The sequence below is a fragment of the Micromonospora xinjiangensis genome, assembly GCF_056150165.1.
The window spans coordinates 763,470-788,591 of the sequence record NZ_JAXCFO010000004.1 but is presented as its reverse complement, the minus strand read 5'-3'; the positions used below and the strand labels follow the sequence as shown (position 1 = coordinate 788,591).

Sequence of the window (25,122 nt, the reverse complement as noted above, 5' to 3'; positions counted from 1 at the left end):
GAAAACGGCGGGATCCGACGCATCACTCACGCGACCAGGGGGTCACCGCGCCGGGCCCATGTCCAACGACCCGCGACCCCACATCATTCCGGGTGGGCCGCGCCGATCTTCGAGGCCGGGGAGGTGCTGCCGTCCCGGCCGTCGAGCCATGTCCAACAGCCCCGCGCCGCCCCGGATTCCGGCCCCGGGATGCACCGGGTCACACCGCAGACCGTGCCTGGTACCGGTCGCACTTCGGAGCGGCAGCGGCGGCCTGCGCGCGTCACGCGAGCGGGTGGAAACCTCGCCGGCCAGGCCGGACCGGACAGACTTCGCCGACCACGCACCGGCCGGCCCGAACGGGGAGCCAGCCCGAACGCGACAGCCCGCCCGACGGACCCAGCCGGCCCGAACAGAGCCGGGGTGGCCGACCAGCCGCTGGACGGACCGGGTGCAGCGCGACCGTCATTCGCCGGCCGGCGGAAGCAGGCGGGCGTCCAAGCCGGCGGCCGCGCGAACGGAAACCGGCCGGCCCCGAACGGGGCCGGCCGGTTTGGTGGGACCTGTGGTGGTCACCAGAGCTGCTGGACGATGTCCGCCGCCTGGTCCTCCCACTGGGCGTACGCGAACGGGTACGCCGAGACCTGGACCGTCTGCGCGGCCTGGGTCAGCGGCATGCGCTGCCAGCCGTCGACGTTCTTCAGTCCGTTGAAGAACGCGGTGGCGGCGTAGTCCGGGTCGGTGATCTGGTCGGGGGTGCCCCAACCGGACGACGGGCGCTGCTGGAACAGGCCCTGCGAGTCGTGGTCGTTGTACGCGCCGAGGTGGCCGAGGTTGTACAGCTTCGACTCCTGCAGCGACGTGGCGACACCGATCACCGCGCCCCGCTCACCCACGCCGGACTTCTTCGCGGCCTCGATGATGGCCTTGGCGTTGGCGAGCTGCGCGTCGTCCAGGGGGATACGCGACTGGGCGCCCTCGACACCGTACGGAACGAGCTTGTCCCGGCTCGGCTTGCCGGCGCTCGGCTTGCCGTGGGTGGCGCCGGTGGTCAGGCCGGACTCGACGGTGCCCTGCTTCTCCGCCCTCGCCTTGCCGGTGGCGAGGTCGATGGCGGCGACGGCACCCTCGTGGGGGCCGGAGGTGACGGGGGCGGCGACCGCGGTCGGCCCGACTGCGAGGCCGCCGAGGACGGCCACGCCCACAACGCTCAGTGCGGTCTTCTGGTAAGAGTCCTTCGCGATGGCGGGGAGCCATCGGCTGAAGTCGAGCTTCACGATGGTTGCCCTTTCGGTCATGCGAAGCGCTCCGGGGTGAGCACTCCTCGGGGGATGTCCGCACCGGCAGATGGTTTGGGCTCGGGCGGTACGGGGAACACAACGAGGCTGGCGTGTCGGTCATTCCGGAAATGTCGAAGGCGGCGCAACCTGCGGTGCAGGTCACCGCACGGAATACGGACAGCAGTGACGCGACGGTGCCGGACCGCACAGGTCGGACGGCGGCGAAACGGACAGCGGTGACGCGCGGTGCTCCGGGCACAGTCGGCAGCTCCGGGCTCAGGCGGCGACGAGCCGGACGTCAGGCGTCGCCTCCGCTGTGGCGGTGACGCCCGCGGGCAACAGCTCGCAGACCGCGTCCAGCAGCGACGACGGGTGGATCAGGTACGCGGCGTGGTGAGGGCCAGTTCAGGGCGCCCGCGGTGAGGGCCTGCGCAGTGCCCCGGCGGTGCGGGGCCCGCAGGCACAGCGTCGAGGGGGCGCTCAGTGTTCCCGCGCGGCGTCGGTGCCGAAGCCGTCGAGCGTCGCCCGCTCCTCGATACTGAGCAGTTCCTGGAAGACCGTGATGTGGAGGTCGGCCGGCGCGTCGAGGCGCGCGTTGAGCGACTGCCACGGTGTGACGGTCGGCGGGGCGACCTCGTCCGCCCCGGCGGCCACCAGCCGCTCGGTGGCTGCGCGGGCGTCGTCCACCTCGAAGGCCACCCGGATGCGCGGCGCGACCTGCCGTCCCACCTCGACCTCGTCGATCATGCGCCTCTGGGCCGGGTTGGCGATCTCCAGGGTGGCCCGACCGGCGTCCAGGATGACCACCCGGGCACCGCCGTCGCCGGAGAACGCCGCCTGCTCGGGCAGGCCGAGCGCGTCGCGGAAGAACGCGACAGCGGCATCGTAGTCCTCGGCCTCGACGACGAGCCGGAGTTGACGCACGGCGGGCGGGCGCCCCGGATCGGTGCTCACGGCAGCCGATTCTAGCGCCCCGCCGGCGCGGCGCGGCCGGCCAGAGGGGCGGAGCCGGCGCGCCGACGGGGCGAGGAGCGTGCTGTCAGTGGCCGCGGGCGATCCACTCGTCGAGGTGGGGCGCCTCCGCGCCGACGGTCGTGTCATCGCCGTGCCCGGTGTGCACCACCGTGTCGGGAGGCAGCGTGAGCAGCCGGGTCCGGATCGAGTCGACGATGGTGCCGAAGTCGCTGTAGGAGCGGCCGGTGGCGCCCGGGCCCCCGGCGAAGAGGGTGTCGCCGGTGAAGACCGCGCCCAGCGCGGGCGCGTGGAAGCTGCACGCGCCCGGGCTGTGCCCCGGGGTGTGCAGCACCCGCAGCTCGATCCCGGCCACCGCGACGCCCTCCCCGTCGCGCAGTTCGCCGTCCGGTGGGGCGTCGGGGTGGACCAGATCCCAGAGCACGCGGTCGTCGGGATGCAGCAGCACCGGTGCCCCCGTGGCTCGCGCCAGAGCGGGCGCCACTCGGACGTGGTCGTCGTGGGCGTGCGTGGCGAGGATGGCCCGGACCCGCCGCTCCCCCACCACCCGCAGGATGGCCTCCACGTCGTGTGGCGCGTCGAGGACGACGCACTCCGCGTCGTCGCCGACCACCCAGACGTTGTTGTCGACGTCGAAGGTCTGGCCGTCGAGGGAGAAGGTGCCGGAGGTGACGGCGTGGTCGACCCGGGCCGTCACGGGAAGACCACCACCGAACGCAGCACGTCACCGTGGTGCATCCGCGCGAACGCCTGCTCCACCTGGTCCAGGGCGATCTCCTCGGTCACGAACGCGTCCAGGTCGAGGCGGCCCTGGAGGTACAGCTCGGTCAGCATGGGGAAGTCCCGGCTGGGCAGGCAGTCGCCGTACCAGCTGGACTTGAGCGCGCCGCCGCGGCCGAAGACGTCCAGCAGCGGCACCTCGAGCGTCATCTCGGGGGTCGGCACGCCGACGAGTACCACGGTGCCGGCGAGGTCACGACCGTAGAACGCCTGCTTCCACGTCTCCGGGCGGCCCACCGCGTCGATCACCACGTCGGCGCCGAACCCGCCGGTGGCGGCCCGGATGGCCTCCACCGCATCCTGTGTGGACGCGTCGACGGTGTGCGTGGCGCCGAACCGGCGGGCCCAGTCGAGCTTGCGCGCGTCGGTGTCGATCGCGATGATCGTCGTGGCTCCGGCCAGCGCCGCGCCGGCCACCGCCGCGTCGCCGACACCACCGCAACCGATCACGGCCACCGAGTCGCCCCGGGTGACCCCGCCGGTGTTCATGGCCGCGCCGAGACCCGCCATGATCCCGCAGCCCAGCAGGCCCACGGCGGCCGGCCGGGCGGCCGGGTCGACCTTCGTGCACTGCCCGGCGTGCACGAGCGTCTTCTCGGCGAAGGCGCCGATGCCGAGCGCCGGCGCCAGCTCGGTGCCGTCGGTGAGGGTCATCTTCTGGGCGGCGTTGTGGGTGGCGAAGCAGTACCAGGGGCGGCCGCGCCGGCAGGCGCGGCAGACCCCGCAGACCGCGCGCCAGTTGAGGACGACGAAGTCACCCGGGGCGACCTCGCTGACGCCCTCGCCCACCTCCTCGACGATGCCGGCCGCCTCGTGCCCCAGCAGGAACGGGTAGTCGTCGGTGATGCCGCCCTCGCGGTAGTGCAGGTCGGTGTGGCAGACCCCGCACGACTGGATCCGTACGATCGCCTCACCGGGCCCCGGGTCCGGCACCACGATGGTGGTCACCTCGACCGGCGCACCCTTGCTGCGGGAGATGACTCCCCGGACCTCCTGGCTCACGCTTCCCCCTCCTGTCACCGCGGTGGTGGACGGCCGACGGGGACCGGTGTGCCGGCGACGGCGCCGGTGGTCGGCCTTCGGGTGAACCTATCGCGATCTTCCGATCCGGCCTAGGTCCCGCTGGTCGCCAGCGGCCCGGCGAGGTGGTCGAAGGCTCGGTCGCGGCAGGGGCCGGCACCCCGCACCCCCGTCCGCCGGGCCGCCGCCCGGTGCCACCCGCCTCCCTCCCCCGGGTCGGCGTGCCGGCGTTAGGCCGCCCGATACCCGGGTAGGCCGGGGGCACGTTCAGGCGCTCACCGCAGGAGTGATCATGAAGGTCGCACACGTGCCGCTCCGCGCCGCCATCGGCGCGTACGTGCTGAACTCGGGACTGGGCAAGCGGAACCTCGAAGGGGAGGCGGCGCAGGCGACCCACGGCATGGCCGTGGGCGCCATTCCCCAGCTGCGGCAGGTCCCACCGGACCGGTTCGCCAAGCTGCTGTCCTACGCCGAGCTCGCGCTCGGCGGAGCCCTCCTCGTGCCGTTCATACCGTCGGCGCTGGTCGGGTTCGGGCTCACCGCCTTCGGCGCGGGGCTGGTGCAGCTCTACCTGAAGACGCCCGGGATGCGCGAGCCGGGAAGCGTACGCCCCACGCAGGCGGGTGCCGGGCTGGCCAAGGACATCTGGCTGGTCGGCGCGGGCCTGACCCTGGTGCTGGACGACCTCACGCACCGCCGGCTGAGCCGCTGAACCCGCCCGGCGCGGCCACGACGCCCCCGGGCCCGCCCATCGCGGCCACGACTGGTTCACCGCGGCCGGTGGAGGCCGCCGCCTCGGCGGCGAGCCGTCGCCGGGCCGCGTTGCGGTAGCGCAGGACCTGAACCGCACCGAGCGCCCAGAGCGCGTACTGCACGGCGAAAGCCCAGCGGAACGCGGCGAGGTCGGGCGTGTCCCGCCCGGCCGGGGTCGCCAGGTCGAGCACCACGCCGACGGTGAGGACCAGGACGATCGAGGCGGCGAAGCCGCCGACGTTGACGATCCCGCTGGCGCTGCCGATCCGGGCGGCTGGGTTGAAGGTGCGGGCGTAGTCGAAGCCGATCATCGAGGCGGGGCCGTTGACGGCGAGCACCAGCACGAGCGCCACCAGCAGCCAGCGCGGGGCCGGCCCGGGCCAGGCGAGCACCGCGGTCCAGCTCACCGCGGTCGCGCCGACGACGGTGAAGACCAGCACCGAGCGGCGGTACGGGTGCCGCCCGCACAGGTGGGCGAGCACCGGCCCGACCAGCAGCCCGGCCACCGTCATGACGGTGAGCAGGGACGCCGCGGTGGTCGGCGTGAGGCCCTGCCCCTGCACCAGGAACGGGTAGCCCCACAGCAGCGCGAAGACCGTGCCGGAGAACTGGGTGACGAAGTGCGTCCAGAGCCCGAGCCGGGTGCCCGGCTGGGCCCAGGCGGCGGCCAGTTCACGCCGGACGGCGGTGGGCCGGGGCGGCGGGACGGCGAGGGTCTCCCGGTGCGGGGTGTCTCGGACGGCGACGAGCACCAGGAGCACGGCGGTGGCGCCGAGGGCCGCGGCCGCGAGGAACGCCGGGGTCCACCCGAGGTGGTGCAGGAGGGCGACCAGGGGTACGGCGCCGAGGATCGCGCCGAGCTGGCCGAGCGTGCCGGTGAGCTGCACGATCAGCGGGTTGGACCGGCCGGGGAACCAGAACGTGACGATGCGCAGGACGCTGATGAAGGTCATGGCGTCGCCGAGCCCCACCAGGATCCGGGCGGCCACGGCGAGCCGTACGTCGGTGGCGAGGGCGAAGCAGAGCTGCCCGGCGACCATCAGCAGGCCACCGGTGACGAGGAGCCGGCGCGAGCCGAAGCGGTCGAGCAGGACGCCGACGGGGACCTGCATCGCGGCGTACACGGCGAGCTGGGCCACCGAGAAGGTGGCCAGCGCGGAGGCGTTGATGTCGAAGCGGTGGGCGGCGTCGACGCCGGTGACGCCGAGCGTGCTGCGGTGGAAGACGGCGGCCACGTACGCGGCCATGGCGACGCCCCAGACGACGGCGGCGGACCGGCGGGGCGGGCTGACGGCGACGCTCACCGCAGGTTCCGCAGCACGGTCGCCGCGTTGTCGATGTGTGCCGCGACGGCGGTCAGCCACCGCTCAGGGTTCTCGTCGTCGAGCGCGGCGAGCTGTGCGGCGTGCTCGCTCAGCGCCACCTCGGCCCAGCCCGGTGAGAGGCGGAAGGTGGCCTCGCCCATGCGCAGCTGCCGGTCGCGCAGCCGCTGGTACAGCTCGGCGAGGATCTCGTTTCCGGCGGCGTCCACCACGGTGGCGTGGAAGGCCCGGTCGGCGGCCATCAGCGCGGTCAGGTCGCCGGCGGCGTGCGCCGCGCGCATCTCGGCGAGCCGGCGGGTGAGATCGGGCTTCAGCTCGGCCCGGCGTGCCCAGATCCGCTCCGCGGCGTGCAGCTCGACGAGCCGCCGCGCCTCGATCACGTCGGTGATCTCACGGGCCGAGACCGGCCGGATCAGCGCCCCCCGCTTGGGGTACAGCTTGACCAGTCCCTCGGTCTCCAGGCGCAGCAGCGCCTCGCGGACCGGTGTGCGGGAGACCCCGGTCGCCTCGGCGATCTCCCCCTCGCTGATCAGCAGCCCGCCCGGGTAGACCTGTTCGAGAATGGCGCGCTTGAGGTGCCGGTAGGCGCGTTCGGCGGCCGACGGCGCGGCGGCGCGGGAGGGAGCCGAGGGATACGTCATGTATCTATGGTGCGACCCGGAGCCGGCCGAAGGGTCCGCGGCCAGCCCGAACGTGGCGCGGACCACCCGGGCACGCGGATGGGGCAGCCCGGAGGCTGCCCCATCGCGGGTCGCCGTTCCGGCCGGGCAGGGCGTTCCACCCCGATCGGCGGAGGAACGGCTCAGAAGCCCAGCGCGGCCTTTCCGCCCACGACCGGCAGGCGCAGCTCGCTGTCGTTCGGCGCCACCCGCAGCTGCGTGCCGCCCAGCGGCAGGAGCGTGTACTCCTGGTCGCTGGAGAACACCACCACGCCGATCCGGTGGCCGGCCGGGAAGACGTAGTCCTTCGGCTCCAGCGTCCACCGGTAGTCGTACAGCTTGCCCTGCTTGACCGCCTGGGAGCGGGACGCGTCCCGTCGGTTCTGCGGGTCCATCCACCCCCGCGTCACCACGGTCGGTGCGGCGGTCGAGCCGGCCGGGCCGTAGTCGACCAGGTACACGGTGAGGTTCGCGTCCGGCTTGTTGTCGATCGCCATACGCAGTCGCATCTCCGGGCGGCCCGAGATGCGTACGGCCTGCGCGAGGGCGGGCGAGCGGTAGGCGAGACGGTGCGGGCTCGCCGCGTCCGGGCCGGCCACCAGGGTGTCCGGGTGGACCGTCCGTCCCTCGTCGACGAAGCGCTGCTCGACCTTGACCTTCGGCTGCCGGCCGGTGGTGAGCCCGCCCAACCCGCTGGCGTCGGTCGCGGCCAGCTTCACCGCGACCTCACGGGCGCCCGGGTCCGGCCAGTTGGCGTACGTGGTGTAGACGCGGTCCTCCCGCTGCAGCACGGCGGTCGGCTCGCCCATGATCCCGTTGGGCACGTTCCACAGCCAGTAGTCGAACCACCGGTTCTCGGTCTGCTTGTACGTCCACGTGCGGCCGTCGGGCAGCGTCACCGTGGCGTTGCTGCCCGGGCCGCCGTGCCCGCCCTGGTGGAGCCAGATCTTGCGCGGGACGTCACGCTTGGCGAGCTCGTCCCACCAGCCGGCGAAGTGCTCGGTCTTCACGTTCCAGTCGTTGAGGCCGTGCACGACGAAGACGCTCGCCCTCACCTTCCGGGCGTCGAGGTAGTCGCGGTCCTGCCAGAACCTCGTGTAGTCGCCGGTGACCCGGTCCTGCTCCGTGGTGAGCTTCGCGATCTCGTCGGCGCACTGCCCCTCGGCCCTTACCTGGCCCGCGGTGTACTGGGCGAGGATGTCGGTGTCCTCACCCTGGAACGTCCCCGGCGCGACGACCAGGCCGTTGGCGCGGTAGTAGTCGTACCAGCTGCTGATCGCGGAGACCGGCACGATCGTCTTCAGCCCCTCCACCCCGGTCGTCGCGACCTGGTTGGGCAGGGTCCCGTTGTAGGAGACGCCGGTCATCCCGACCGCGCCGGTGGTCCAGTCGGCGGTCACCGGCGCGCCGCTCGCGTCGTACCCCTTCGCGCGCCCGTTGAGCCAGTCGATGACCGCCTTCGTGCCGAGCGTCTCGGCCTGGTCCCCGCTGGTCGGGCAGCCGTCCGAGTCGCCGGTGCCGACGCTCTGGCCGAGCACCACGGCGTAGCCGCGCGGCACGTAGTAGTCGTCCAGCGACCCGGGCAGGTTGGCCTTCGCCTGCGCGCGCTGGACTCCCAGGTCAAGCGTCCGCAGCCCCGAGCCGCGGGGCGATCCGTTCTGCGGCAGCTCGTCGACCAGCACGCTCGGGTACGGCACGTCGCCCCAGGTGCCCTTGCGGTACGGGCTGTGCTCGAAGATGACCGGCACCTTGAGGCCGTCGGTGGCGGTCTCCCGGGGCCGGGAGATGTCGATCGCCACCCGGTCGGGGCGGCCGTCGTGGTCGGTGTCGACCGGGGTCTGTACGTACACCCGCTGCTCGATCGCGTCGGCGAGCGAGAACACCGGCTGGGTCATGCCGTCGCTGACCACGATGCCGGCCGGGGTGGTGGCCGCGGGTCGGGCCGCCGCCGGCGTCGGGGCGGCGCTCAGGACGAGCGCGCCGGACACGCCGACGCCGAGCAGTGCCAGGTAGGGGGATCGACGCACGCGCGTCTCCCTTCGGTCGGGGGTGGATACCGAAGATCCATTCACGCACATGCTAGGTACGGGAGACGCTCCCGTCGATGGCCGTCGAGGACCGGCGACGGCTCTCAGCCGTCCCCGGTGGACGCCAAGCGGAGCATCCCGTCGGCGTCGACCTCGAACGGCGCCCCGATGCGGCCGAGCAGGTCGGCGAGCCAGCGGGCCTCGGCCGGCGCGGCCCGCTCCAGCCGCATCCGGCGCATCCGCACCGGGACGGCCCGCAGCTCCCGCAGCGTCCCGGTCGACGCGTCGAGGGTCGGCAGCCACAGCAGCCGCAGCTGCGGCCGGTACGCCTCCGTGCCGCCGATCCCCTCGTAGTCGTCGACGAGGTCGCCGCAGCCGTAGAGGACGAGCCGGCCCCGGTGGACCTGCACCGGGCGGGGGTGGTGCGACGAGTGCCCGTGCACCACGTCCACCCCGGCGTCCAGCAGACGGTGGGCGAAGGCGACCTGGTCCCCGGACACGTCGTACCCCCAGTTCGACCCCCAGTGCACGGAGACCAGCACCCGGTCCCCCGGCCCGGCGTGCGCGGCGACGCGGTCGGCGAGCGCGTCCGCGGCGGCCGCCGACACCTCGGGCAGGTACGCCACGCCAGGCCGGTGCGGTGCCGCGGCCCAGTGCGGCGGCACCCCGCTCGACGCGGCGGCGACCGAGAAGACCAGCAGCCGACGGCCCGCGCCGAGCTCCACCCGGGCCGGCCGCCAGGCCGCCACGTCGTCGCGGCCGGCCCCGGCCGGCGTGACACCGATGCCGGCGAGCGCGTCGAGGGTGTCGGTCAGGCCGTCCGGTCCGAAGTCGAGGACGTGGTTGTTGGCCAGCGCGCACACGTCGAGCCGGGCCTCGGCGAGGCAGGAGACGTTGGCGGGGTGCATCCGGTAGTGCACGGCCTTGCCCGGTTCGTGTGCGCCCCGGCCGGTGACCGCGGTCTCCAGGTTGACGATCCGCGCGGCCGGGCGCAGGTCGTCGAGGAGTTCCAGGGCGACACCCCACGGCCACCCGGGCGGCACCGGGCGGGGCAGGGCGCCGTTCGCCCGCTCGACGAGCCGCACGTAGTCGCGGGCGTCGCGCACCAGCTCCTCGCGCAGGTCGGGTGGGCCCGGGTGCGGCAGCACGGCGTCCACCCCGCGGCCGGTCATGACATCGCCGGCGAGGAAGAGGGTCAGCGCGTCGTCCGCCATGCCGCCACCTTCGCACCCCACGACCGCCGGCGGCACGCGATCCGGCCCGGACCGGCGTCGCGCCTGGCTATCGTGTGGACGACGGCCGGCCCGAGGAGCACGCGTGACCCACACCCGCGCCGGACGCCGGTGGCACCGCCGGATGACGGGCCGCCACCCGGACGAGCCGCACCGCTCCTCGACGCCGCTGGAGCTCTTCTTCGACCTGTGCTTCGTGGTGGCCGTCGCGCAGGCGGCCGACAACCTCCACCACGACGTGTCGGAGGGCCACCTCGGCCACGCCGTCGGCAGCTACCTGATGGTGTTCTTCGCGATCTGGTGGGCCTGGATGAACTTCACCTGGTTCGCCTCCGCCTACGACACCGACGACGACGTCTACCGGCTCACCACGCTCGTGGAGATCTCCGGCGCGCTCATCCTGGCCGCGGGGGTGCCGCGCGCCTTCGACGAGGGCGACTTCACCGTCATCACCTACGGGTACGTGGTGATGCGGTTGGCCGCCGTCGTGCACTGGAGCCGGGCGGCGGCCGGCGACCCGGGGCACCGCGCGGCCGCTGTCCGGTACGCCGTCGGAGTGGTCCTCGTGCAGGCGGGCTGGCTGGCGCGCCTCGCCCTGCCGGACGACTGGCGGGTGCCGTCCTTCGTGGCGCTGGCGATCGCCGAGCTGCTGGTGCCGGCCGTCGCCGAACGACCCGGGATGACCCCCTGGCACCCGCGGCACATCGTCGAGCGGTACGGCCTGTTCACGCTGATCGTGCTCGGCGAGGTCGTGCTGGCGGTCTCCCTCGCGATCCAGACCGGCGTGGACGCGGGCGCGCGGTACCTGTGGCCGCTGGGCGGGGCCGGCGCGGTGATCGTGTTCGCGCTGTGGTGGCTCTACTTCGACCGGCCGGTCGCCGTCTCGACACGGCTGCGCAACGCGCTGGCCTGGGGCTACGGCCACTACCTCATCTTCGCCTCCGTCGCCGCGGTGGGGGCGGGCCTGGCCGTGGCCGTCGACCACGCGCAGCACGAGGGCGGGCACGCGCCGGGAGCCACCGCGGCCTACGCCGTCGCCGTACCGGTGGCGGTGTACCTGGTCACCGTCTGGCTGCTGCACGTACGCGGACGACAGCACGGGCCGGTCCTCCTCGCCTTTCCGGTCACCGCGGCCCTGGTGCTGCTCGCCCCGCACGGCCCCGAACCCGTGTACCTCGTGGCGCTCCTGCTGTTCCTGCTGGTGGTGGTCACGGTGGTGGGCCGGCGATCGGGGAACGCGCCGGGCGCGGACGGCACCGGGCGGGAGGAGCCGGGCGGCACCGCGGCGGCGCACTGAAACGCGACCCTCCGTACCAATCCGGTATGGGGTGCAGCGGCGCGGAAGTGGGCAGAATTGGGCCATGTCTCCCCGCCGATGGCTGCTGGCCGATCAGCTCGGGCCCCACTTCCTCGACGACCCCGACCAGCCGGTGCTGCTCGTCGAGGCGCGGGAGCTGTTCCGTCGGCGGCCCGTGCACCGGCAGAAGGCACACCTGATCCTGTCCGCGCTGCGGCACCGCGCCGCCGAGCTGGGCTCCCGCGCGCTGGTGCTGCGCACCGGCACCTTCCGGGAGGCGTTCGACCAGCTCACCGAGCCCGTGGAGGTCTGCCACCCGCACTCCCGTGCCGCGATGCGCTTCGCCCGCTCCGTGCCCGGCCTGGCGGTGCTGCCGGCACGCGGGTTCATCACCGACCCGACGGACTTCGCCGCCTGGGCCGAGCGGCAGACCGGCCCGCTGCGCATGCCCGACTTCTACCGGCACGCCCAGCTCCGGCACGGTGTGCTCACCGACCCGGCCGACGGCGGTTCACCGCGACACCGGCCACCCGCGGCGACCACGCGGCCCCTGCCGCCGCCACCGCCGGTCGTCGAGGACGAGATCGACGCGCAGGTGCGCGCCGACCTGGACCGGTGGGCGGCCGAGGGGGTGCGTTTCGTGGGGCGCGACGGCCCCCGCCGGTTCCCGGCGACCCACGCCGAGGCGCGGGCCCGGCTGGCGCACTTCCTGCGCCACCGGTTGCCCGAGTACGACCGGTACGCCGAGGTCATGAGCGTCGACGACCCGATGCTGGCGCACAGCGGGCTCTCCGCCTCGTTCAACCTCGGGTTGCTCGACCCGCAGCCGGTGGTGCGCGCCGCCGAACGGGCGTTTCGCGACGGGACGGCCCCGAGGGCGGCGGTGGAGCGGTTCGTGCGGGGGCTGCTGGGCTGGCGGGAGTTCCTCTGGCAGCTCTACTGGTACCTCCCGCCCCGGCCGCCGGGTGCGGGCTGGCCCGCGGCGAGCGAGCCGCTGCCGCAGTGGTTCGCCGAGCTGGACGCGGACGCCGTCGACGCGCGCTGCCTCGCCGACGTGCTGGCCGCGGTGCGGGACCGCGCGTTCACCCACCACGTGCCCCGGCTGCTGGTGCTCGGCAACTACGCGCTGCACCGGGGTTGGCGCCCGGCCGAGCTGGTGGACTGGTTCCAGCGGTCGTTCGTCGACGGGGCCGACTGGGTGATGAACACGACCGTGCTGGGCATGAGCCACCACGCCCGGCTGCCCCGGGTCGAGACGCGCCCGTACGCGGTGGACGGCGCGTACATCGACGAGATCAGTGACTACTGCGGCGGCTGTCGGTACTCCCCGGAGCAGGCGCTGGGCGACCTGGCCTGCCCGTACACGGGTGGGTTCGAGATGTTCCTGCACCGCAACCGGGAGCGGCTGGTCGACGACCCGCGGCTCGCCGCGGAGCTGGCGCGCCGCGACGAGCCGGAGCACCGGGAGGCGGTGCTGGCCCAGGAGGAGAAGCGGGGCGGCACCGCGCCCTGACGGCTCAGCCGGCCGTGCCGGCGGCCGGCGCGGTGCCGGTGGTGGAGCCGCCGGTGGCGGGCACCGTGCGGGTCACCGTCCGGCCGGTGGCCGTGGCCACCCCCCAGAAGTCCAGCAGCAGCTCGTGGAACTCCTCGGCCCGCTCGATCTGCGGCAGGTGACCGCAGTCGCGGAACAGGTGGGTGCGGGCCTTCGGCAGCGCGGCCCGGGCGGCGTCCAGGTGGGCGGAGGGCAGGATGAGGTCGCGCTCGCCCCAGACCACCATCGTGGGCACGTCGAGCTCGGCCACCCGCGGGAGCAGCTCGTCGCGCCACTGTGCGCGCACGCCGCGGAAGTCGCCCAGGCTCCGCACGATCTCCAGCAACACCCGTGGCGCGTAGGGCAGGCGGGCGTTCTCGAGCGCGTGGGCGATCCGATCCGGGGTCGCGAACGCCGGGTCGTGGAAGAGCGCCAGTTCGGTGCGGCGGGCGGCGGCCCGGCTCGGCCGCAGCAGCAGCCGGCCGAGCGGACGCAGCGCGAGCAGCCGCAGCGCGAGGGTCACCTCCCGGCCGAAGCCGGCACTGTCGACCAGGGCGAGGCTGGCGACCCGCGACGGCTCGGTGACGGCCAGCCGCATGGCGATCGCCCCACCCAGGGAGTTGCCGACCAGGTGCGCGGGGTGGCGGACGCCGACCACGTCGAGGTAGCGCGCGACGAACCGGGCCAGCGAGGGCAGGGTGTACGGGTCGGTCATCGGCAGCGAACCGCCGTGGCCGGGCAGGTCGACGCTGTGCACCCGGAACCGTTCGGCGAGCCGTTCGTGCAGCTCGCCGAAGTCGCGCATGCTGCGGCCGATGCCGTGCAGCAGCACCACCGGCTCGCCGTGTCCGTCGATACGGTGCCGCACGCGCCTCGCGGCGACGGTGACGTGCCTCGGCCGCTCTGCCGTGGTCATGCCGCCTCCCTTGACTTCTCGCCCGCGGACTGCGACGCGCGGCGCTGGGCGGGCACACCAGACGCCGGCGGGTTGGGGGCCGGTGAGTTCGTCGCGGACGCGGCAGGGCGGGCCGACGCGGGGCGGCCCAGGCCGAGGGCGATGATCCGGCCGTACGAGGCGGGCGCCACCCGGGCCAGCAGGTCGGGCAGCCTCGCCGACCAGCCGATGAGCGCTCGGCCCCGGCGACGTGCCACGGCACGCAGGATCACCTCGGCCGCGCGGGCGGGCGGGATGGTGAGCAGCTTCTCGAACTGCCGCCGGCCCTGCTCGTACTCCTCACGGTCCACGCCGCTGCCGGCGCGGGCGTTGGCCGCGATACGGGTGTTGATCCCGCCCGGGTGCACACAGGTGACGCCGATGCCGTCCTCGACCAACTCGTGCCGCAGCGCCTCGGTGAAGCCGCGGACGGCGAACTTGCTCGCCGAGTAGGCGGCCTGCCCGGCGGGAGCGATCAGGCCGAAGAGGCTGGAGACGTTGACCAGGTGCGACCCGGGCTCGGCCCTGAGGGTGGGCAGCAGCTCATGGGTCAGCCGCACCACGGCGCGGAAGTTGATGTCGACGACCCAGCTGAACTCCTCGAGGGTCACCTGGTCGAAGCGGCCGCCGAGAGCCACCCCGGCATTGTTGATCAGCAGTCGGATCCGGGGGTGTCGTTGCCGGATCTCCGCGGCGACGCGGGCGGTGTCGGCCGCGTCGGCCAGGTCCACGAGGTACGTGGCGACGGGCAGGTCGGGGTGCGCGGCGCGGACGGCGGCCACGACGCCGTCGAGGCGTTCGGCGTCCCGGTCGAGCAGGACGAGGTGGCTGCCGCGACGGGCCAGGGCGTGCGTCAGGGCCTCGCCGATGCCGCTCGCGGCGCCGGTGACCAGGGCCGTGCCGCCGTCGAACCGGAAGCTACGCACGGGTCGCGCTCCTCTCCGGGCTGCCCGCGCGGGAGAACCGGACGCCCTCGTCGTCCAGCCGCCCGTGCCGCATCATCAGCACGTCGCGGGGGTAGTTCTGGTGGAGCCGCCAGGGCGCGGAGCGGCCCTGCCTGGGCAACGTGTCCAGGCTACGCAGCACGTACCCGGAGCGCAGGTCGATCAGGGGCACCCGGGCGTCGTCCGGCGGCGGCTGCGGGGTCACGATCTGCTGGCCGGTGCGGTCCAGGTGCCGCAGCAGCCGGCAGACGTACGTCGCGACGAGGTCGGCCTTCAGCGTCCAGGAGGCGTTGGTGTAGCCGATCGTCATGGCGAGGTTCGGCACGCCGGAGAGCATCATGCCCTTGTAGGCGACGGTTCGGGGCAGGTCGACGTCGGCGCCGTCCACCCGTAGCGTCATGCCGCCGAGCGCGAGCAGGTTGAGCCCGGTGGCGGTTACCACGACGTCGGCGGGCAGCTCCTCGCCGGAGGTCAGCCGGACGCCGTGCGCGGTGAAGGTGTCGATGGTGTCGGTGACCACGGATGCCCGGCCGGCCCGCACGGCGGTGAAGAGGTCGCCGTCGGGCACGACGCACAGCCGCTGGTCCCAGGGGTCGTAGCGGGGCGAGAAGTGCCGGTCCACGTCGTATCCGGCCGGCAGGCGGCCCTTGGCGGCCCGCCGCAGCAGCCGCTTCACGAGGCGGGGCGCACGCCGGCTGAGCTGGAAGTTGGCGGTGGCGAGCAGGACGTTCTTCCACCGGACCACCGGGTAGACGGCCTTTGCCGGCAGCCAGCGCCGCAGGGCGTCGGCGAGCACGTCGCGCGAGGGCAGCGCCAGGATGTACGTGGGTGAGCGCTGGAGCATCGTGACGTGCGCGGCGCGCTCGGCCAGGGCCGGGACCAGCGTGACGGCGGTGGCGCCGCTGCCGATCACCACGACCCGCTTGCCGGTGTGGTCCAGGTCGGCCGGCCAGTGTTGCGGGTGGACGACCCGCCCCGCGTACCGCTCGATGCCCGGCAGGTGCGGGGTGTAGCCGGCGTCGTAGCGGTAGTAGCCGGCGCAGACGTAGAGGAAGCCGCAGGTCAGCTCCACCGTCTCGGCGGTGTCGTCGCGGTGGGCGTGCACCGTCCAGCGCGCCGTGGCGCTGTCCCACTCGGCGCGGACCACCCGGTGCCGGAACCGGATGTGCCGCTCGACGTCGTACTCGCGGGCCGTCTCGCGGACGTACTCCCGGATCGAGTCACCGTCGGCGATGGACTTCGGGTTCGTCCACGGGCGGAACGAGTAGCCGAGCGTGAACATGTCCGAGTCGGACCGGACGCCGGGGTAGCGGAAGAGGTCCCAGGTGCCGCCGATGGCGTCGCGGGCCTCCAGCACGGCGTACGTCTTGCCGGGGCAGCTGCGCCGCAGCTGGCAGGCGGCGCCGACGCCGGACAGCCCGGCGCCGACGATGAGCACGTCGACGTGGTCGGAGGCCATGGCAGCTCCCTGGTGGCGGTGGACGGGACCCTATCCATCACCGTCGACGCCGGTCAACACCCTGTCAACAATCTCGACACCCTGTCGAAACCCGTTAGTATCGACGACCATGACGCTCGGCCGTACCGCCGCCGGGAGCGCCAGCCCGCGCGGGCGGCGCGCCGGCCGCTGCTCGGGCGACCACCGTGAGCTGGCGATCCTGTCCACGGCGGAGCGCCTGCTGGGCGAGCGGCCGTTCGCCGACATCGCCATCGACGACCTGGCCCGCGGCGCCGGCATCTCCCGACCGGCGTTCTACTTCTACTACCCGTCCAAGGACGCCGTCCTGCTGACGCTGCTCGACCGGGTCATCGAGGAGGCGAACGCGGCCGCCGGTGACGTCCTCGACCGGGTCGCCGAGGACCCGCGGGCCCGGTGGCGGGAGCTGATCGGCCGGTTCCACGACACGTTCCGCGCCCACAAGGCGGTCGTGCTGGCCTGCGCCCAGGTGCGCGGCACCAACGCCGAGGTGCGTGATCTCTGGGCGGCCGTGCTGGAGCGCTGGGTGCGCTGCACCGAGACGGCCATCGAGGCCGAGCGCCGTCGCGGCGCGGCCCCGGACGGGCTGCCCGCCCGGGACCTCGCGATCGCGCTGAACTCGATGAACGAACGCGTCTTCTACGCCACCTTCGCCGCCGACGGGCCCGCGGTGCCCGAGCCGGACGTGGTGGACGTGCTTCTCGACGTGTGGCTGGCCGCCATCTACCGCAGCGGCACTCCCCCGCCGGCCTGACCTACGCCGGCCCGCGCCGGGTGAACTCCATGGTCCAGTTGGTCTCCCAGGTGCGCTCGCCGTCGAGGGAGAACGCCTGTTCCCAGCGGCAGGAGGTCGCCGTGATCCCGGACCAGCGGAACCGGCAGCGGACCGGGCGGCCCTCGTCGACGTCGTCGCCGACGAATGTCCCGATTCCGTCGACGAACCGGCCCACCACCGGCGGCAGCTCCAGCACGCCCCGCCGGCTGTTCATCCAGTAGATCGACCAGGTGCCGGCGGCCGGGTCGAAGATCCGGACCGTGGCGCCGGAGAAGCCGCGCGTCGGAAAGGTGATCTCGTCGAAGCTGCCCGCGCCGCCGAAGAACGCGCGGGCGACGCTGACGCCGGGGAACTCGTCCCACTCGTCGCTGCCCACGTGCCGCTTCGTGAGCCGCCGGTTGACCACGTCCCAGGTGCCGGCGAGGAAATCGAAGTCGCCCATCAGCGGCCCACCGGCCCCTCGGCGCGGGTGTCGGCGAGGTACGCGTCGACGTCCGGCCGATCCGGCGCGAGCACGTGCCGGATCCAGGCGGCCCGCTCGTGCTCCAGCACGCCCAGCTCCCAGACGCAGCCCACTCCCGGCCGCTCCAGCGGGACGAAGCGGCTCGGGTCCTCGTCCGGGCAGCCCAGCACCGGCTGGCCGGCGACCGCGACGCGGGCCTCGACGACGTTGTCCCACGTCCAGCAGTACGCCAGCAGGTAGGCGCCGGTGTCGGCGCCACGGTGCAGCACGACCCAGCCGGCGGGCGGGGTGCCGTCCGGGTCCGGGAGCAGCACCGGCAGCACGTCGTAGGCCGCCTTCTCCACCTGAGGTTCGATCGGTTGTCCGGGCTGGTCGATGTGGTAGCGCTTGAGGTGCCGGCCGGCGACCGTGAGCGGCGCCGGCACCCGAAGGTGCTTGTCGCGGAATGCCATGCCGGGACGGTACGGGCGCTCCACTGACACGTAATGTCAGTGGAATGCGGGCCAGTCGACTCCTCTCCGTCCTGCTGCTCCTCCAGGCGCACGGGCGGATGACGGCCAACCAGCTCGCCGAGCGCCTGGAGGTCTCCACCCGCACCATCTACCGGGACGTGGAGTCGCTGCACGCCGCCGGCATCCCGCTCTACGGCGAGGCCGGGCACGCGGGCGGCTACCAACTGGTCGACGGCTGGCGCACCCGGCTGACCGGCCTGACCGCCGACGAGGCGGACCGGCTCTTCCTGGCGGGCCTGCCCGGCCCGGCCGACGAGCTGGGCGACGGCGCCGTGGTCGCCGCGCTCCAGCTCAAGCTCGCCGCCGCACTGCCACCGCCGCTGCGCGAGCGGGCCACCCGGCTCCAGCAGCGCTTCCACCTCGACACGCCGAACTGGTACGCCGACGGCGACGCCTCCCTCCACCTGGCGCCCACGGCGGACGCGGTGTGGCGGCAGCGCCGTGTCGAGGTGCGTTACCGCGGCTGGAACGGCGAGGTGACCCGGGTGCTGGAGCCGTACGGGCTGGTGCTCAAGGGCGGTCGCTGGTATGTGGTGGCGGCCCGACCGGGGCGCGCCGATCCGGCCACCTACCGGGTCAACCAGATCCTCGCGCTGGCCACGCTCGACGAGGGCTTCGACCGGCCGGACGGCTTCGACCTGCCGGCGTGGTGGCGCGCCCACGTACGGGAGTTCCGGGCACGGCTGCACCGCGACGAGGCGACCGTACGGCTCTCCCCGGCGGGGCGGGAACGGCTGCGGGAGGTCGCCAACGACCTCGTCGTCTCCGCCGTGGACGCCAGCGCGGGGCCGCCGGACGTGGACGGCTGGGTCACCGCCGTCCTGCCGATCGAGTCGCTCACCCACGCGCACGGTGACCTGCTGCGCCTCGGCGCCGAGGTGGAGGTGCTCGCGCCCGCCGCGTTGCGGGAGCGGTTGACGGCCACCGCCGCCGGCCTGGCCCGCCTCTACGGCACCGCCTGACCGCGCCCCGGCGCTCGCGCCGCTCCACTGTGGAGATCCGCGGGGCATCGATTGTCGGCACGATGTGCCACCCTGGGACGGGTCGACGAGGTCACCGGAGGTGAGGGTCACGCTACGGCTGCACGAGCTGGTCCCCGTCCCCGGCTGGGGGCCGGTGACCCTGGACGTCCCGGCGGGCCGGATGGCCGCCCTGGTGGCGCCGCCCCGGGTCGGCACCGCGGTCGCCCGGGTGCTGGCCGGGCTCGCCCCACCGCTGGCGGGGCGGATCCTGGTCGGCCGGCGGGACGTGACCGAGCTGCCGCCCCCGCGCCGCCAGATCGGCTACGTGCCGGCCGGCGGGGCGCTGCTGCCGCAGCTGACCGTGCGCCGCAACATCGAGTACGGCCAGCGCAAGCGGGAGCGGGTGCGGGAGATGGCCGACGACTGGGCGGCCACCGTCATCGAGCGGCTGGAGCTGGCGCCCACCCTCTCGTTGCTGCCCCACCTGCTCTCCGACGCCCAACGGTTCCGCGTGGCGCTCGCCCGCGCCGCCGCCTGCCTGCCCGAGGTACTGGTGGTCGACCTGCCGTCCGGGACGGCCGACGGCGGCCGGCTGGGTGACCTGGTGCCCCGGCTCTCCCCACCGGACGCCCCCGGCATGGCCGTGCTGGTGTGCACGGCCGATCCGGCCACCCTCGACGAGTTTCCGCGGCGGGTGGAGCTGGGCACGGAGGCGGTGGGGCGGTGACGGCGCCGGGGCGGCTGCGCCGCCGTACCCTGCTCCGGGCCGCCGGAGCGGGTGTCGCGGCGGCCGCGGCCGGCGGTTGCTCCGGCGGCGACCGGGCGGTGCAGGTCGCGGTCGTCTGGAGCGGCGGTGAGCTGGCCCCGTTCCGCGCCGTGCTGGCCGGCTACGGCGCGCCGGTGCACGTGGTCAGCGCCGGCAACGACATCGACGCGTTCCTGCGCGCGCGGCAGCTCGCGGGCACCAGCCCCGACGTCGCGATCCTGCCCCGCCCCGGCCTGGTCACCGAGTACGCCCGCAGGGGCTGGCTCAGCCCGCTGGCCCTCCCCGCCGGTCACGGTGTCCCCACCGGCCTCGCCGACCTGCTCCAGGTCGACGGCCGCCGCTACGGCGTGTGGGTGAAGGCCGCGCACAAGTCGCTCTTCTGGCACCTGCCGTCGGCGCTGCCGCAGCCACCGGCCACCTGGGACGAGTTGGTGGCCCTGACCCGCGCCCTCGCCACCCGGGCCCGGCGCGGCGACGGTCCGGCCCCCCTGGCGATCGGCGCCGCCGACGGCTGGGTGCTCACCGACTGGTTCGAGAACGTGCTGGCCGACGTGGCGCCCGACGGTTACGACGCCCTCGCCGGGCCGGACGCCGACTGGCAGGGTCGCCCCGTCCGCGACGCGCTGGACCGGCTCGCCGAGATATGGAGCATCCCGGGTGCCTTCCCCGGCGGTGGCCGCCGGGCGCTGCTCACCCAGTACGAGGAGTCGGTCATCCAGGTGGTGCGCACCCGCCGGGCGGTCACGGTGTTCGAGGGCGACTTCGCCGACAGTGTGGTGCGCCGCTTCCGGCGCGGGGACGAGGAGCCGGCGACGTTCCGGTTCCCCGGCGCCCGCGCGGGCGACGGCCCGCTCATCGTCGGCGGTGACGCCGCCGTGGCGTTCGCGGACCACCGCGCCGGCGTCGAGCTGGTGCGCTGGCTCACCGACGCGGGCACCTTCCGGCCCTGGCTGCGGGCGGGCGGCTACCTGTCACCGGACGTCACCGTCGCGCCCGACGAGTACGCCGACCCACTCCGCGCGCGGCTTGCCGGGGAGATGCGCGGCGCCGAGACCCTGCGGTTCGACCTCTCCGACCGGCTCCCCGGGCCGTTCACCGGCTCCGACGGGGTCGGCAGCTGGCGCATCATGCAGGACTTCTTCGCCGACGTCACCGACGGCGTTCGGGCCGGCGAGGCGATCCGGCGGGCCACCAGCCAGCTCGCCGCCGCGGCGCGCAACGCGGGTGGTGGCCGGTGAGCAGGCTGCCCGTGCTCGGCGAACCGGTCGTCCTCGACGACGTCGGGCCGCCCCGGCGCGGTCGGGCGTACCCCGCGGCGGGCGCCACCTCGGCCCTGATGCTGCCCGCCGGGCTGCTCCTGGGCGGGCTGGTGCTCTGGCCGGTGCTGCGCACCGTCCACGCCAGCGTGACCAGCGACGGTCGCTGGGTGGGCGACGCGCACTTCCGGGCCGCGCTGGCCGCGCCCGGCACCGGTGCCGTGGTCGGCCGGACGCTGTTGTGGGCGCTGCTCGTGCCCGCCGTGGTCACCGGGCTGGGCTACCTGCTCGCGGTGGCGTCCCGGCGCTCCCAGGAGGGCGGCCTGGTCCGGTTGATCCTGGTGGTGCCGATCGCGCTGCCGCTGGTGGTCACCGGCGTCACCTTCCGGCTGATGTACGACCCGGACCCGTCGCGGGGGCTCGCCACCCTGATCGCCGCCCGGCTGACCGGGCGCGCCGGTGAGGCGACTCCGCAGCTGCTCGGCCCGGGCCTGGTCACCGTGGCGCTCATGTCGGCCTTCGTGTGGGCCTGGGTGGGGCTCGCCGTGCTGGTCTTCCGGGCCGCGCTGGACCGGCTCCCGTCGAGCCTGGCCGACGCGGTCCGCGCGTACGGGGGCACCGGCCGCCACGTGCTCTGGGACGCGCAGTGGCGGCCGCTGCTGCTGCGCACCGTCGCGGTGGTCTTCGCCCTGGTCGCGCTCGGCACGAGCCGGACGTTCGACCTGATCCTGGTGATGGCGCCCGGCTCGGTCCGCGACGAGGCCGCGGTGCTGGCCCTGCGGGTGTGGCAGACCTCCGGCGGCACCACCACCGGTGAGGGGGCCGCGCTCGGCGTGGTGTGGCTGGTGGCGGTCGCCGCCGGGATGCTGGTCGCGGCGCTGTTCGTCCGGCAGGCGTGGCCGCCGCCCCGGGCCGCCGAACCCGACCCGGGGGCACCCCCGCCGTCCCGGCCGGTCCGGCTGCTCGCCGCCGGTGCCGCCGTGGCCTGGTTGGTGCCGCTGGCCGTTCTCGTGGCGACGTCGCTGCACGGGCCGGTGGACGCGGCGTCCCGTGGCTGGTGGTCCTCGCCGCCCAGCCTGGCCTCCTACCGGGAGGTGCTGACCGGCTCGGAGCTGTGGCGGGCACTCGCGTTCACGCTGCTGCTGGCCGCCGTCGTCACCGCGACGGTGCTGGTGGCCGCGCTGCTCGCCGCGTACCCCCTGGCCTGGTTGACCGGGCCGGCCGCGCAGGCCACCGGGCTGCTGCTGATGGCCGCCGTCGTCGTGCCGGTGCAGGTGATCGCCGGGCCGGTCAACGAGGTGCTCGGTGTGGTGCTCTCCTCGGGCACGGCGCGCGGGCTGGCGCTGGTGCACGTGGCGCTCGGTGTGCCGTTCGCCGTGCTGGTGCTCCGCAACGCCTTCGCCGACCTGCCGGCCGATCAGGTTCGTGCCGCCCGCCTGACCGGCCGGCACTGGTGGGGCACGATGAGCCGGCTGGCCCGGCACTGCCGCCCGGCCATCATCGCGGTGTCGGTGCTGGAGTTCGTGCAGGTCTGGAACGACCTGGTGGTCGGGCTGCTGTTCAGCGGCCCGGACGCGGCGCCGCTCGGGCTGTTCCTCGCCGGGCAGACCCGGGGCTTCGTGGCCAACAGCGGGGCGCTCGCCGCCGGCTCGGTGATCGCCTCGGTGCTGCCGGTGCTGCTGGTCGTCCTCGCCCGGCGGCACCTCGTGGCCGGCCTGGTGTCCGGCGGTGTCCGGTGAGCGCCCCGGCTCGCGGCGGCGGGCGTCCACCCCGCTGGCCCGTGCTGGTCGCGGTCGGCACGCTGGTCAGTGGTGTCGTCGCCAACATCGCCAGCAACCTGCTCTCCGAGCTGGCCGGCGGCGTGCTGGGCCCGGCCAGCATCGCGGTGGCGGTCAGCGGCGGCATCGGCTGGGTCTTGTTCGAGGTGCGCCGCCGCCGGGCCGACCGGCCGGACGACCCGCGGTCGGCGGACGGCGACGCGACCTCGGGCGCCGCCACACCCACCCTCCCCTACCCGGGCCGCCGGACCGGCTGGCCCGCGCCGGAACGCGTGCCGGGCTGGGACAAGCACATCCGGACGGTCGTCGACCTGCTGACCCGCGAGCACGCGGTGGCCGTACGCGGCCGGCGGGGCGTGGGCACGTCGGCCTGCGCGGTGCAGGCGGCCGACCGGTGCCGCACCGACTTCCCGGACGGGCAGTACTACCTCGACCTGCGCCGGGGCGGCCGGCCACGGTCCGCGCGGCAGGTGCTGACGGCGCTGGCCCGGATCGTGGGCACGCCGCCGCCGACGTCGGGGCGGGCGGACGCGCTCGCCGAGGCGGCTGACGCGCTGCGCCGGCAGCTCGACGGCAGGCGGATCCTGCTGGTGCTGGACAACGTGGACCGCCCCGAGCAGGTCCGGCCGCTGCTGCCGCCGACCGCCCGCACCTGCCGGCTGCTGCTCGCCGGGGGGCCCGCGCTGACCGGCCTGCCCGGCGTCGCGGAGCACTGGGTCGACGAGCCCGACGCCGCCGACGCGGTGGAGATCTTCGCGGCGGCCGGTGACGCGAGCCCCGCCGCCCGCGCCCGGCGGGTCGACCCGCGCACCGATCCGGCGGTGCCGGAGATCGTGGGGCTCTGCGGGCGGCAGCCACGGACGGTCCACGCGCTCGGTTACCGCACGGCCCAGCACGGCTGGCGACACGGGGACGTGCTGGACGCGCTGCGCCGGGCCGTGGGGACGCCCCCGCACCAGCGGATCTCCGTCTCCCCCGCGGCGCGGCTCATCACCGAGGCGGACACCGCCTACCGCGCCCTGTCGGCAGAGGCCCGCCGGCTGTACCGGCTGATGTCCCTCGCCCCCGCACCGGTGGACCGGGCCGCCATCGCGGCGCTGGCCGGCCGGCGGCCCGACCGGGTGGCCGCCCTCCTCGACGAGCTGACCGCCTCGGCGTTCGTGGTGGGCGCCGCCGGCGACCGGTACGAGATCCGGCCACCGCTCACCGGTTACGCCCGGCTGCACCTGCGCGACGCCGACCCGGCCGGCCGCCGGGTCGCCGCCCAGGCCCGGCTCACCCGGCACCTGGCCCGGCGCGCCGAGCGGCACGCGGCGAACCTCGCCGCGCTGGGCTCACCACCGGACCGGGAGTGGTCACTGCCGCTCGACGACGACCCGTACGGCTGGTTCGACCTGCACCAGGAGCTGCTGCTGGCGGTGGTGCGGGTGCCGGCGGGCGCGGCCGAGACCCTGCCCCGCCGCGTGCGCCGCTGGTGGTTCCGCCTGGCCGTGGCGCTGTGCGGGTGGCTGGCGCACGCCGAGCGGCTGGCCGAGTGGGAGCAGGTGTGCCGGACGGTCCTGGCCACGCCGACCGCCGACGACCGGCCGGAGATCGCCGGCTGGGCACACAACGAGCTGGGCGCGCTGCGCCGGCGCCGACACGATCCGCAGGGGGCGGCCGCAGCGTTGACGATGGCGGTCGCGGAGCGCGGCCGGCGTGGCACCGCGCAGGCCCGGATGAACCTCGGGCTGGCTTTGCTCGACCTCGGGCAGACCGACGACGCGGTCGAGCACCTGGAGCTGTCCCGGCGGCACCGCTCCGGGGCGGACCGGGCCGGGCACGCGTTGACCGACCTGGGGTTGGGCGCCGCCCGGCTGGCCCGGGGCGAGTTGGAGGCCGCCCACCACCACCTGGTGCGGGCGGCGAACACGTTCCGCGCGCTCGGGGACCCGCGGGGCTACGCGGCGGCGCTCACCAACCTGGTGCTGGTGCACGCCGGCCTGGGCGAGCACCTCGACGCCGCGCAGGCGTGGCGGGCGGCGCTGCGCGAGTACGAGTCGATCAATGACGTGACGAGCCGGGCCGCCGCCCTGCTCAACGCCGGTGCCACGCTGCTCACCACGGGCGGCGGGCAGGCGCGGCAGGCGTACGAGATGCTCGCCGAGAGCCGGCGGCTGCGCGAGGGCACCGGGCCCACCGCCGGGCTCGGTCGCACGCTGCTCTACCTCGGTGACGCGGCTGCGGCCCTGGGCGACCCGGACGAGGCACGCCGGCACTGGGTGGACGCCGCGGCGGTCTGCGAGGCGGTCGGTGACGACGAGGGGCAGGCGGCGGCGGACGGCCGCCTGAACGCGCCCGTCCACGAGAGCTGACCCGCCGCCCGCCGCCCGCCGCCCGCCGCACGCCGCACGCCGCCCGCCG

Annotated in this window: 22 protein-coding genes; 9 read left to right on the top strand and 13 right to left on the bottom strand. The window is 74.9% G+C overall.

Annotation, left to right across the window (positions count from 1 at the left end; all coding sequences use genetic code 11):
- Positions 1-551: 551 nt before the first annotated feature.
- The 4 genes from SM573_RS18900 to SM573_RS18885 form a co-directional block, all read right to left on the bottom strand.
- A complete protein-coding gene (locus SM573_RS18900; RefSeq protein WP_474610252.1) occupies positions 552-1,256 on the bottom strand; it encodes a hypothetical protein in 705 nt (234 codons plus the stop codon).
- Positions 1,257-1,739: 483 nt separating this feature from the next.
- Positions 1,740-2,213 carry a VOC family protein gene (locus SM573_RS18895; protein ID WP_474609645.1) on the bottom strand — a complete coding sequence of 158 codons (474 nt, stop codon included), beginning with the start codon at positions 2,211-2,213 and terminating at the stop codon, positions 1,740-1,742.
- Positions 2,214-2,298: 85 nt separating this feature from the next.
- Positions 2,299-2,928, bottom strand: a complete 630-nt coding sequence (locus tag SM573_RS18890; protein ID WP_474609646.1) for an MBL fold metallo-hydrolase — start codon at positions 2,926-2,928, stop codon at positions 2,299-2,301.
- On the bottom strand, positions 2,925-4,013 hold the full coding sequence (locus tag SM573_RS18885) for an S-(hydroxymethyl)mycothiol dehydrogenase (RefSeq protein WP_474609647.1): 1,089 nt from the start codon (positions 4,011-4,013) through the stop codon (positions 2,925-2,927). Before SM573_RS18885 ends, SM573_RS18890 begins: the two co-directional genes overlap by 4 nt.
- 310 nt (positions 4,014-4,323) lie before the next feature.
- On the opposite strand from SM573_RS18885, the gene SM573_RS18880 reads away from it, so the two are divergent.
- Positions 4,324-4,743, top strand: coding sequence for a hypothetical protein (locus SM573_RS18880; RefSeq protein ID WP_474609648.1), 420 nt, complete (start codon positions 4,324-4,326; stop codon positions 4,741-4,743).
- Here SM573_RS18880 and SM573_RS18875 read toward each other — a convergent pair.
- The 4 genes from SM573_RS18875 to SM573_RS18860 all read right to left on the bottom strand — a co-directional run bounded on the left by SM573_RS18875 (position 4,718) and on the right by SM573_RS18860 (position 10,006).
- Positions 4,718-6,088, bottom strand: coding sequence for an MFS transporter (locus tag SM573_RS18875; protein WP_474609649.1), 1,371 nt, complete (start codon positions 6,086-6,088; stop codon positions 4,718-4,720). The genes SM573_RS18880 and SM573_RS18875 overlap by 26 nt on opposite strands.
- Positions 6,085-6,747 (bottom strand): GntR family transcriptional regulator, encoded by a 663-nt coding sequence (locus tag SM573_RS18870; protein ID WP_474609650.1) that lies wholly within the window; start codon positions 6,745-6,747, stop codon positions 6,085-6,087. The genes SM573_RS18875 and SM573_RS18870 overlap by 4 nt, the downstream gene beginning before the upstream one ends.
- A 161-nt stretch (positions 6,748-6,908) precedes the next feature.
- Positions 6,909-8,792 carry a Xaa-Pro dipeptidyl-peptidase gene (locus tag SM573_RS18865; RefSeq protein ID WP_474609651.1) on the bottom strand — a complete coding sequence of 628 codons (1,884 nt, stop codon included), beginning with the start codon at positions 8,790-8,792 and terminating at the stop codon, positions 6,909-6,911.
- Between the two features lie 104 nt (positions 8,793-8,896).
- Positions 8,897-10,006 (bottom strand): CapA family protein, encoded by a 1,110-nt coding sequence (locus tag SM573_RS18860; protein WP_474609652.1) that lies wholly within the window; start codon positions 10,004-10,006, stop codon positions 8,897-8,899.
- A gap of 103 nt (positions 10,007-10,109) precedes the next feature.
- On the opposite strand from SM573_RS18860, the gene SM573_RS18855 reads away from it, so the two are divergent.
- Positions 10,110-11,321: a low temperature requirement protein A gene (locus SM573_RS18855; protein WP_474616708.1), complete on the top strand. Its 1,212-nt coding sequence runs from the start codon at positions 10,110-10,112 to the stop codon at positions 11,319-11,321.
- A gap of 64 nt (positions 11,322-11,385) precedes the next feature.
- A complete protein-coding gene (locus tag SM573_RS18850; RefSeq protein ID WP_474616707.1) occupies positions 11,386-12,834 on the top strand; it encodes a cryptochrome/photolyase family protein in 1,449 nt (482 codons plus the stop codon).
- Positions 12,835-12,838: 4 nt separating this feature from the next.
- On the opposite strand, the gene SM573_RS18845 is transcribed toward SM573_RS18850, so the two are convergent.
- Genes SM573_RS18845 through SM573_RS18835 form a run of 3 tightly spaced genes read right to left on the bottom strand, consistent with a single transcriptional unit; the run spans position 12,839 to position 16,189 of the window.
- Positions 12,839-13,768 (bottom strand): alpha/beta fold hydrolase, encoded by a 930-nt coding sequence (locus SM573_RS18845; RefSeq protein ID WP_474616706.1) that lies wholly within the window; start codon positions 13,766-13,768, stop codon positions 12,839-12,841.
- The gene (locus SM573_RS18840; RefSeq protein WP_474616705.1) at positions 13,765-14,712 is read right to left on the bottom strand and encodes an SDR family NAD(P)-dependent oxidoreductase; all 948 of its coding nucleotides are present in this window, start codon (positions 14,710-14,712) and stop codon (positions 13,765-13,767) included. The genes SM573_RS18845 and SM573_RS18840 overlap by 4 nt, the downstream gene beginning before the upstream one ends.
- A complete protein-coding gene (locus SM573_RS18835; RefSeq protein ID WP_474609657.1) occupies positions 14,705-16,189 on the bottom strand; it encodes a flavin-containing monooxygenase in 1,485 nt (494 codons plus the stop codon). Before SM573_RS18835 ends, SM573_RS18840 begins: the two co-directional genes overlap by 8 nt.
- 109 nt (positions 16,190-16,298) lie before the next feature.
- On the opposite strand from SM573_RS18835, the gene SM573_RS18830 reads away from it, so the two are divergent.
- Positions 16,299-16,961 (top strand): TetR/AcrR family transcriptional regulator, encoded by a 663-nt coding sequence (locus SM573_RS18830; protein WP_474616704.1) that lies wholly within the window; start codon positions 16,299-16,301, stop codon positions 16,959-16,961.
- 1 nt (position 16,962) lies between these two features.
- Here SM573_RS18830 and SM573_RS18825 read toward each other — a convergent pair whose 3' ends face one another.
- Both SM573_RS18825 and SM573_RS18820 read right to left on the bottom strand, forming a co-directional pair.
- Positions 16,963-17,424, bottom strand: a complete 462-nt coding sequence (locus SM573_RS18825; RefSeq protein WP_474609659.1) for a hypothetical protein — start codon at positions 17,422-17,424, stop codon at positions 16,963-16,965.
- The gene (locus tag SM573_RS18820) at positions 17,424-17,897 is read right to left on the bottom strand and encodes a hypothetical protein (protein WP_474609660.1); all 474 of its coding nucleotides are present in this window, start codon (positions 17,895-17,897) and stop codon (positions 17,424-17,426) included. The genes SM573_RS18825 and SM573_RS18820 overlap by 1 nt, the downstream gene beginning before the upstream one ends.
- Positions 17,898-17,941: 44 nt before the next feature.
- Here SM573_RS18820 and SM573_RS18815 point away from each other — a divergent pair, with 44 nt between their 5' ends.
- The 5 genes from SM573_RS18815 (at position 17,942) to SM573_RS18795 (ending at position 25,073) form a co-directional block, all read left to right on the top strand.
- Entirely contained in the window at positions 17,942-18,919 is a 978-nt protein-coding gene (locus tag SM573_RS18815; RefSeq protein ID WP_474616703.1) for a helix-turn-helix transcriptional regulator, read from the top strand.
- Between the two features lie 100 nt (positions 18,920-19,019).
- Complete coding sequence (locus SM573_RS18810; protein WP_474609662.1) at positions 19,020-19,646, top strand: ATP-binding cassette domain-containing protein; 627 nt, start codon at positions 19,020-19,022, stop codon at positions 19,644-19,646.
- On the top strand, positions 19,643-20,923 hold the full coding sequence (locus SM573_RS18805) for an extracellular solute-binding protein (protein WP_474616702.1): 1,281 nt from the start codon (positions 19,643-19,645) through the stop codon (positions 20,921-20,923). The genes SM573_RS18810 and SM573_RS18805 overlap by 4 nt, the downstream gene beginning before the upstream one ends.
- A complete protein-coding gene (locus SM573_RS18800; protein WP_474616701.1) occupies positions 20,920-22,680 on the top strand; it encodes an ABC transporter permease in 1,761 nt (586 codons plus the stop codon). The genes SM573_RS18805 and SM573_RS18800 overlap by 4 nt, the downstream gene beginning before the upstream one ends.
- Complete coding sequence (locus tag SM573_RS18795; protein ID WP_474616700.1) at positions 22,677-25,073, top strand: hypothetical protein; 2,397 nt, start codon at positions 22,677-22,679, stop codon at positions 25,071-25,073. Before SM573_RS18800 ends, SM573_RS18795 begins: the two co-directional genes overlap by 4 nt.
- The last annotated feature ends 49 nt before the right edge of the window (positions 25,074-25,122 follow it).

Excerpts from the sequence above, each read along its gene's own strand:
- SM573_RS18835 (WP_474609657.1), bottom strand. The coding sequence starts at position 16,189 with ATGGCCTCCGACCACGTCGACGTGCTCATCGTCGGCGCCGGGCTGTCC.
- SM573_RS18830 (WP_474616704.1), top strand. The coding sequence starts at position 16,299 with ATGACGCTCGGCCGTACCGCCGCCGGGAGCGCCAGCCCGCGCGGGCGG.
- SM573_RS18860 (WP_474609652.1), bottom strand. The coding sequence starts at position 10,006 with ATGGCGGACGACGCGCTGACCCTCTTCCTCGCCGGCGATGTCATGACC.
- SM573_RS18870 (WP_474609650.1), bottom strand. The coding sequence starts at position 6,747 with ATGACGTATCCCTCGGCTCCCTCCCGCGCCGCCGCGCCGTCGGCCGCC.
- SM573_RS18845 (WP_474616706.1), bottom strand. The coding sequence starts at position 13,768 with ATGACCACGGCAGAGCGGCCGAGGCACGTCACCGTCGCCGCGAGGCGC.
- SM573_RS18850 (WP_474616707.1), top strand. The coding sequence starts at position 11,386 with ATGTCTCCCCGCCGATGGCTGCTGGCCGATCAGCTCGGGCCCCACTTC.
- SM573_RS18820 (WP_474609660.1), bottom strand. The coding sequence starts at position 17,897 with ATGGCATTCCGCGACAAGCACCTTCGGGTGCCGGCGCCGCTCACGGTC.
- SM573_RS18880 (WP_474609648.1), top strand. The coding sequence starts at position 4,324 with ATGAAGGTCGCACACGTGCCGCTCCGCGCCGCCATCGGCGCGTACGTG.
- SM573_RS18825 (WP_474609659.1), bottom strand. The coding sequence starts at position 17,424 with ATGGGCGACTTCGATTTCCTCGCCGGCACCTGGGACGTGGTCAACCGG.
- SM573_RS18815 (WP_474616703.1), top strand. The coding sequence starts at position 17,942 with ATGCGGGCCAGTCGACTCCTCTCCGTCCTGCTGCTCCTCCAGGCGCAC.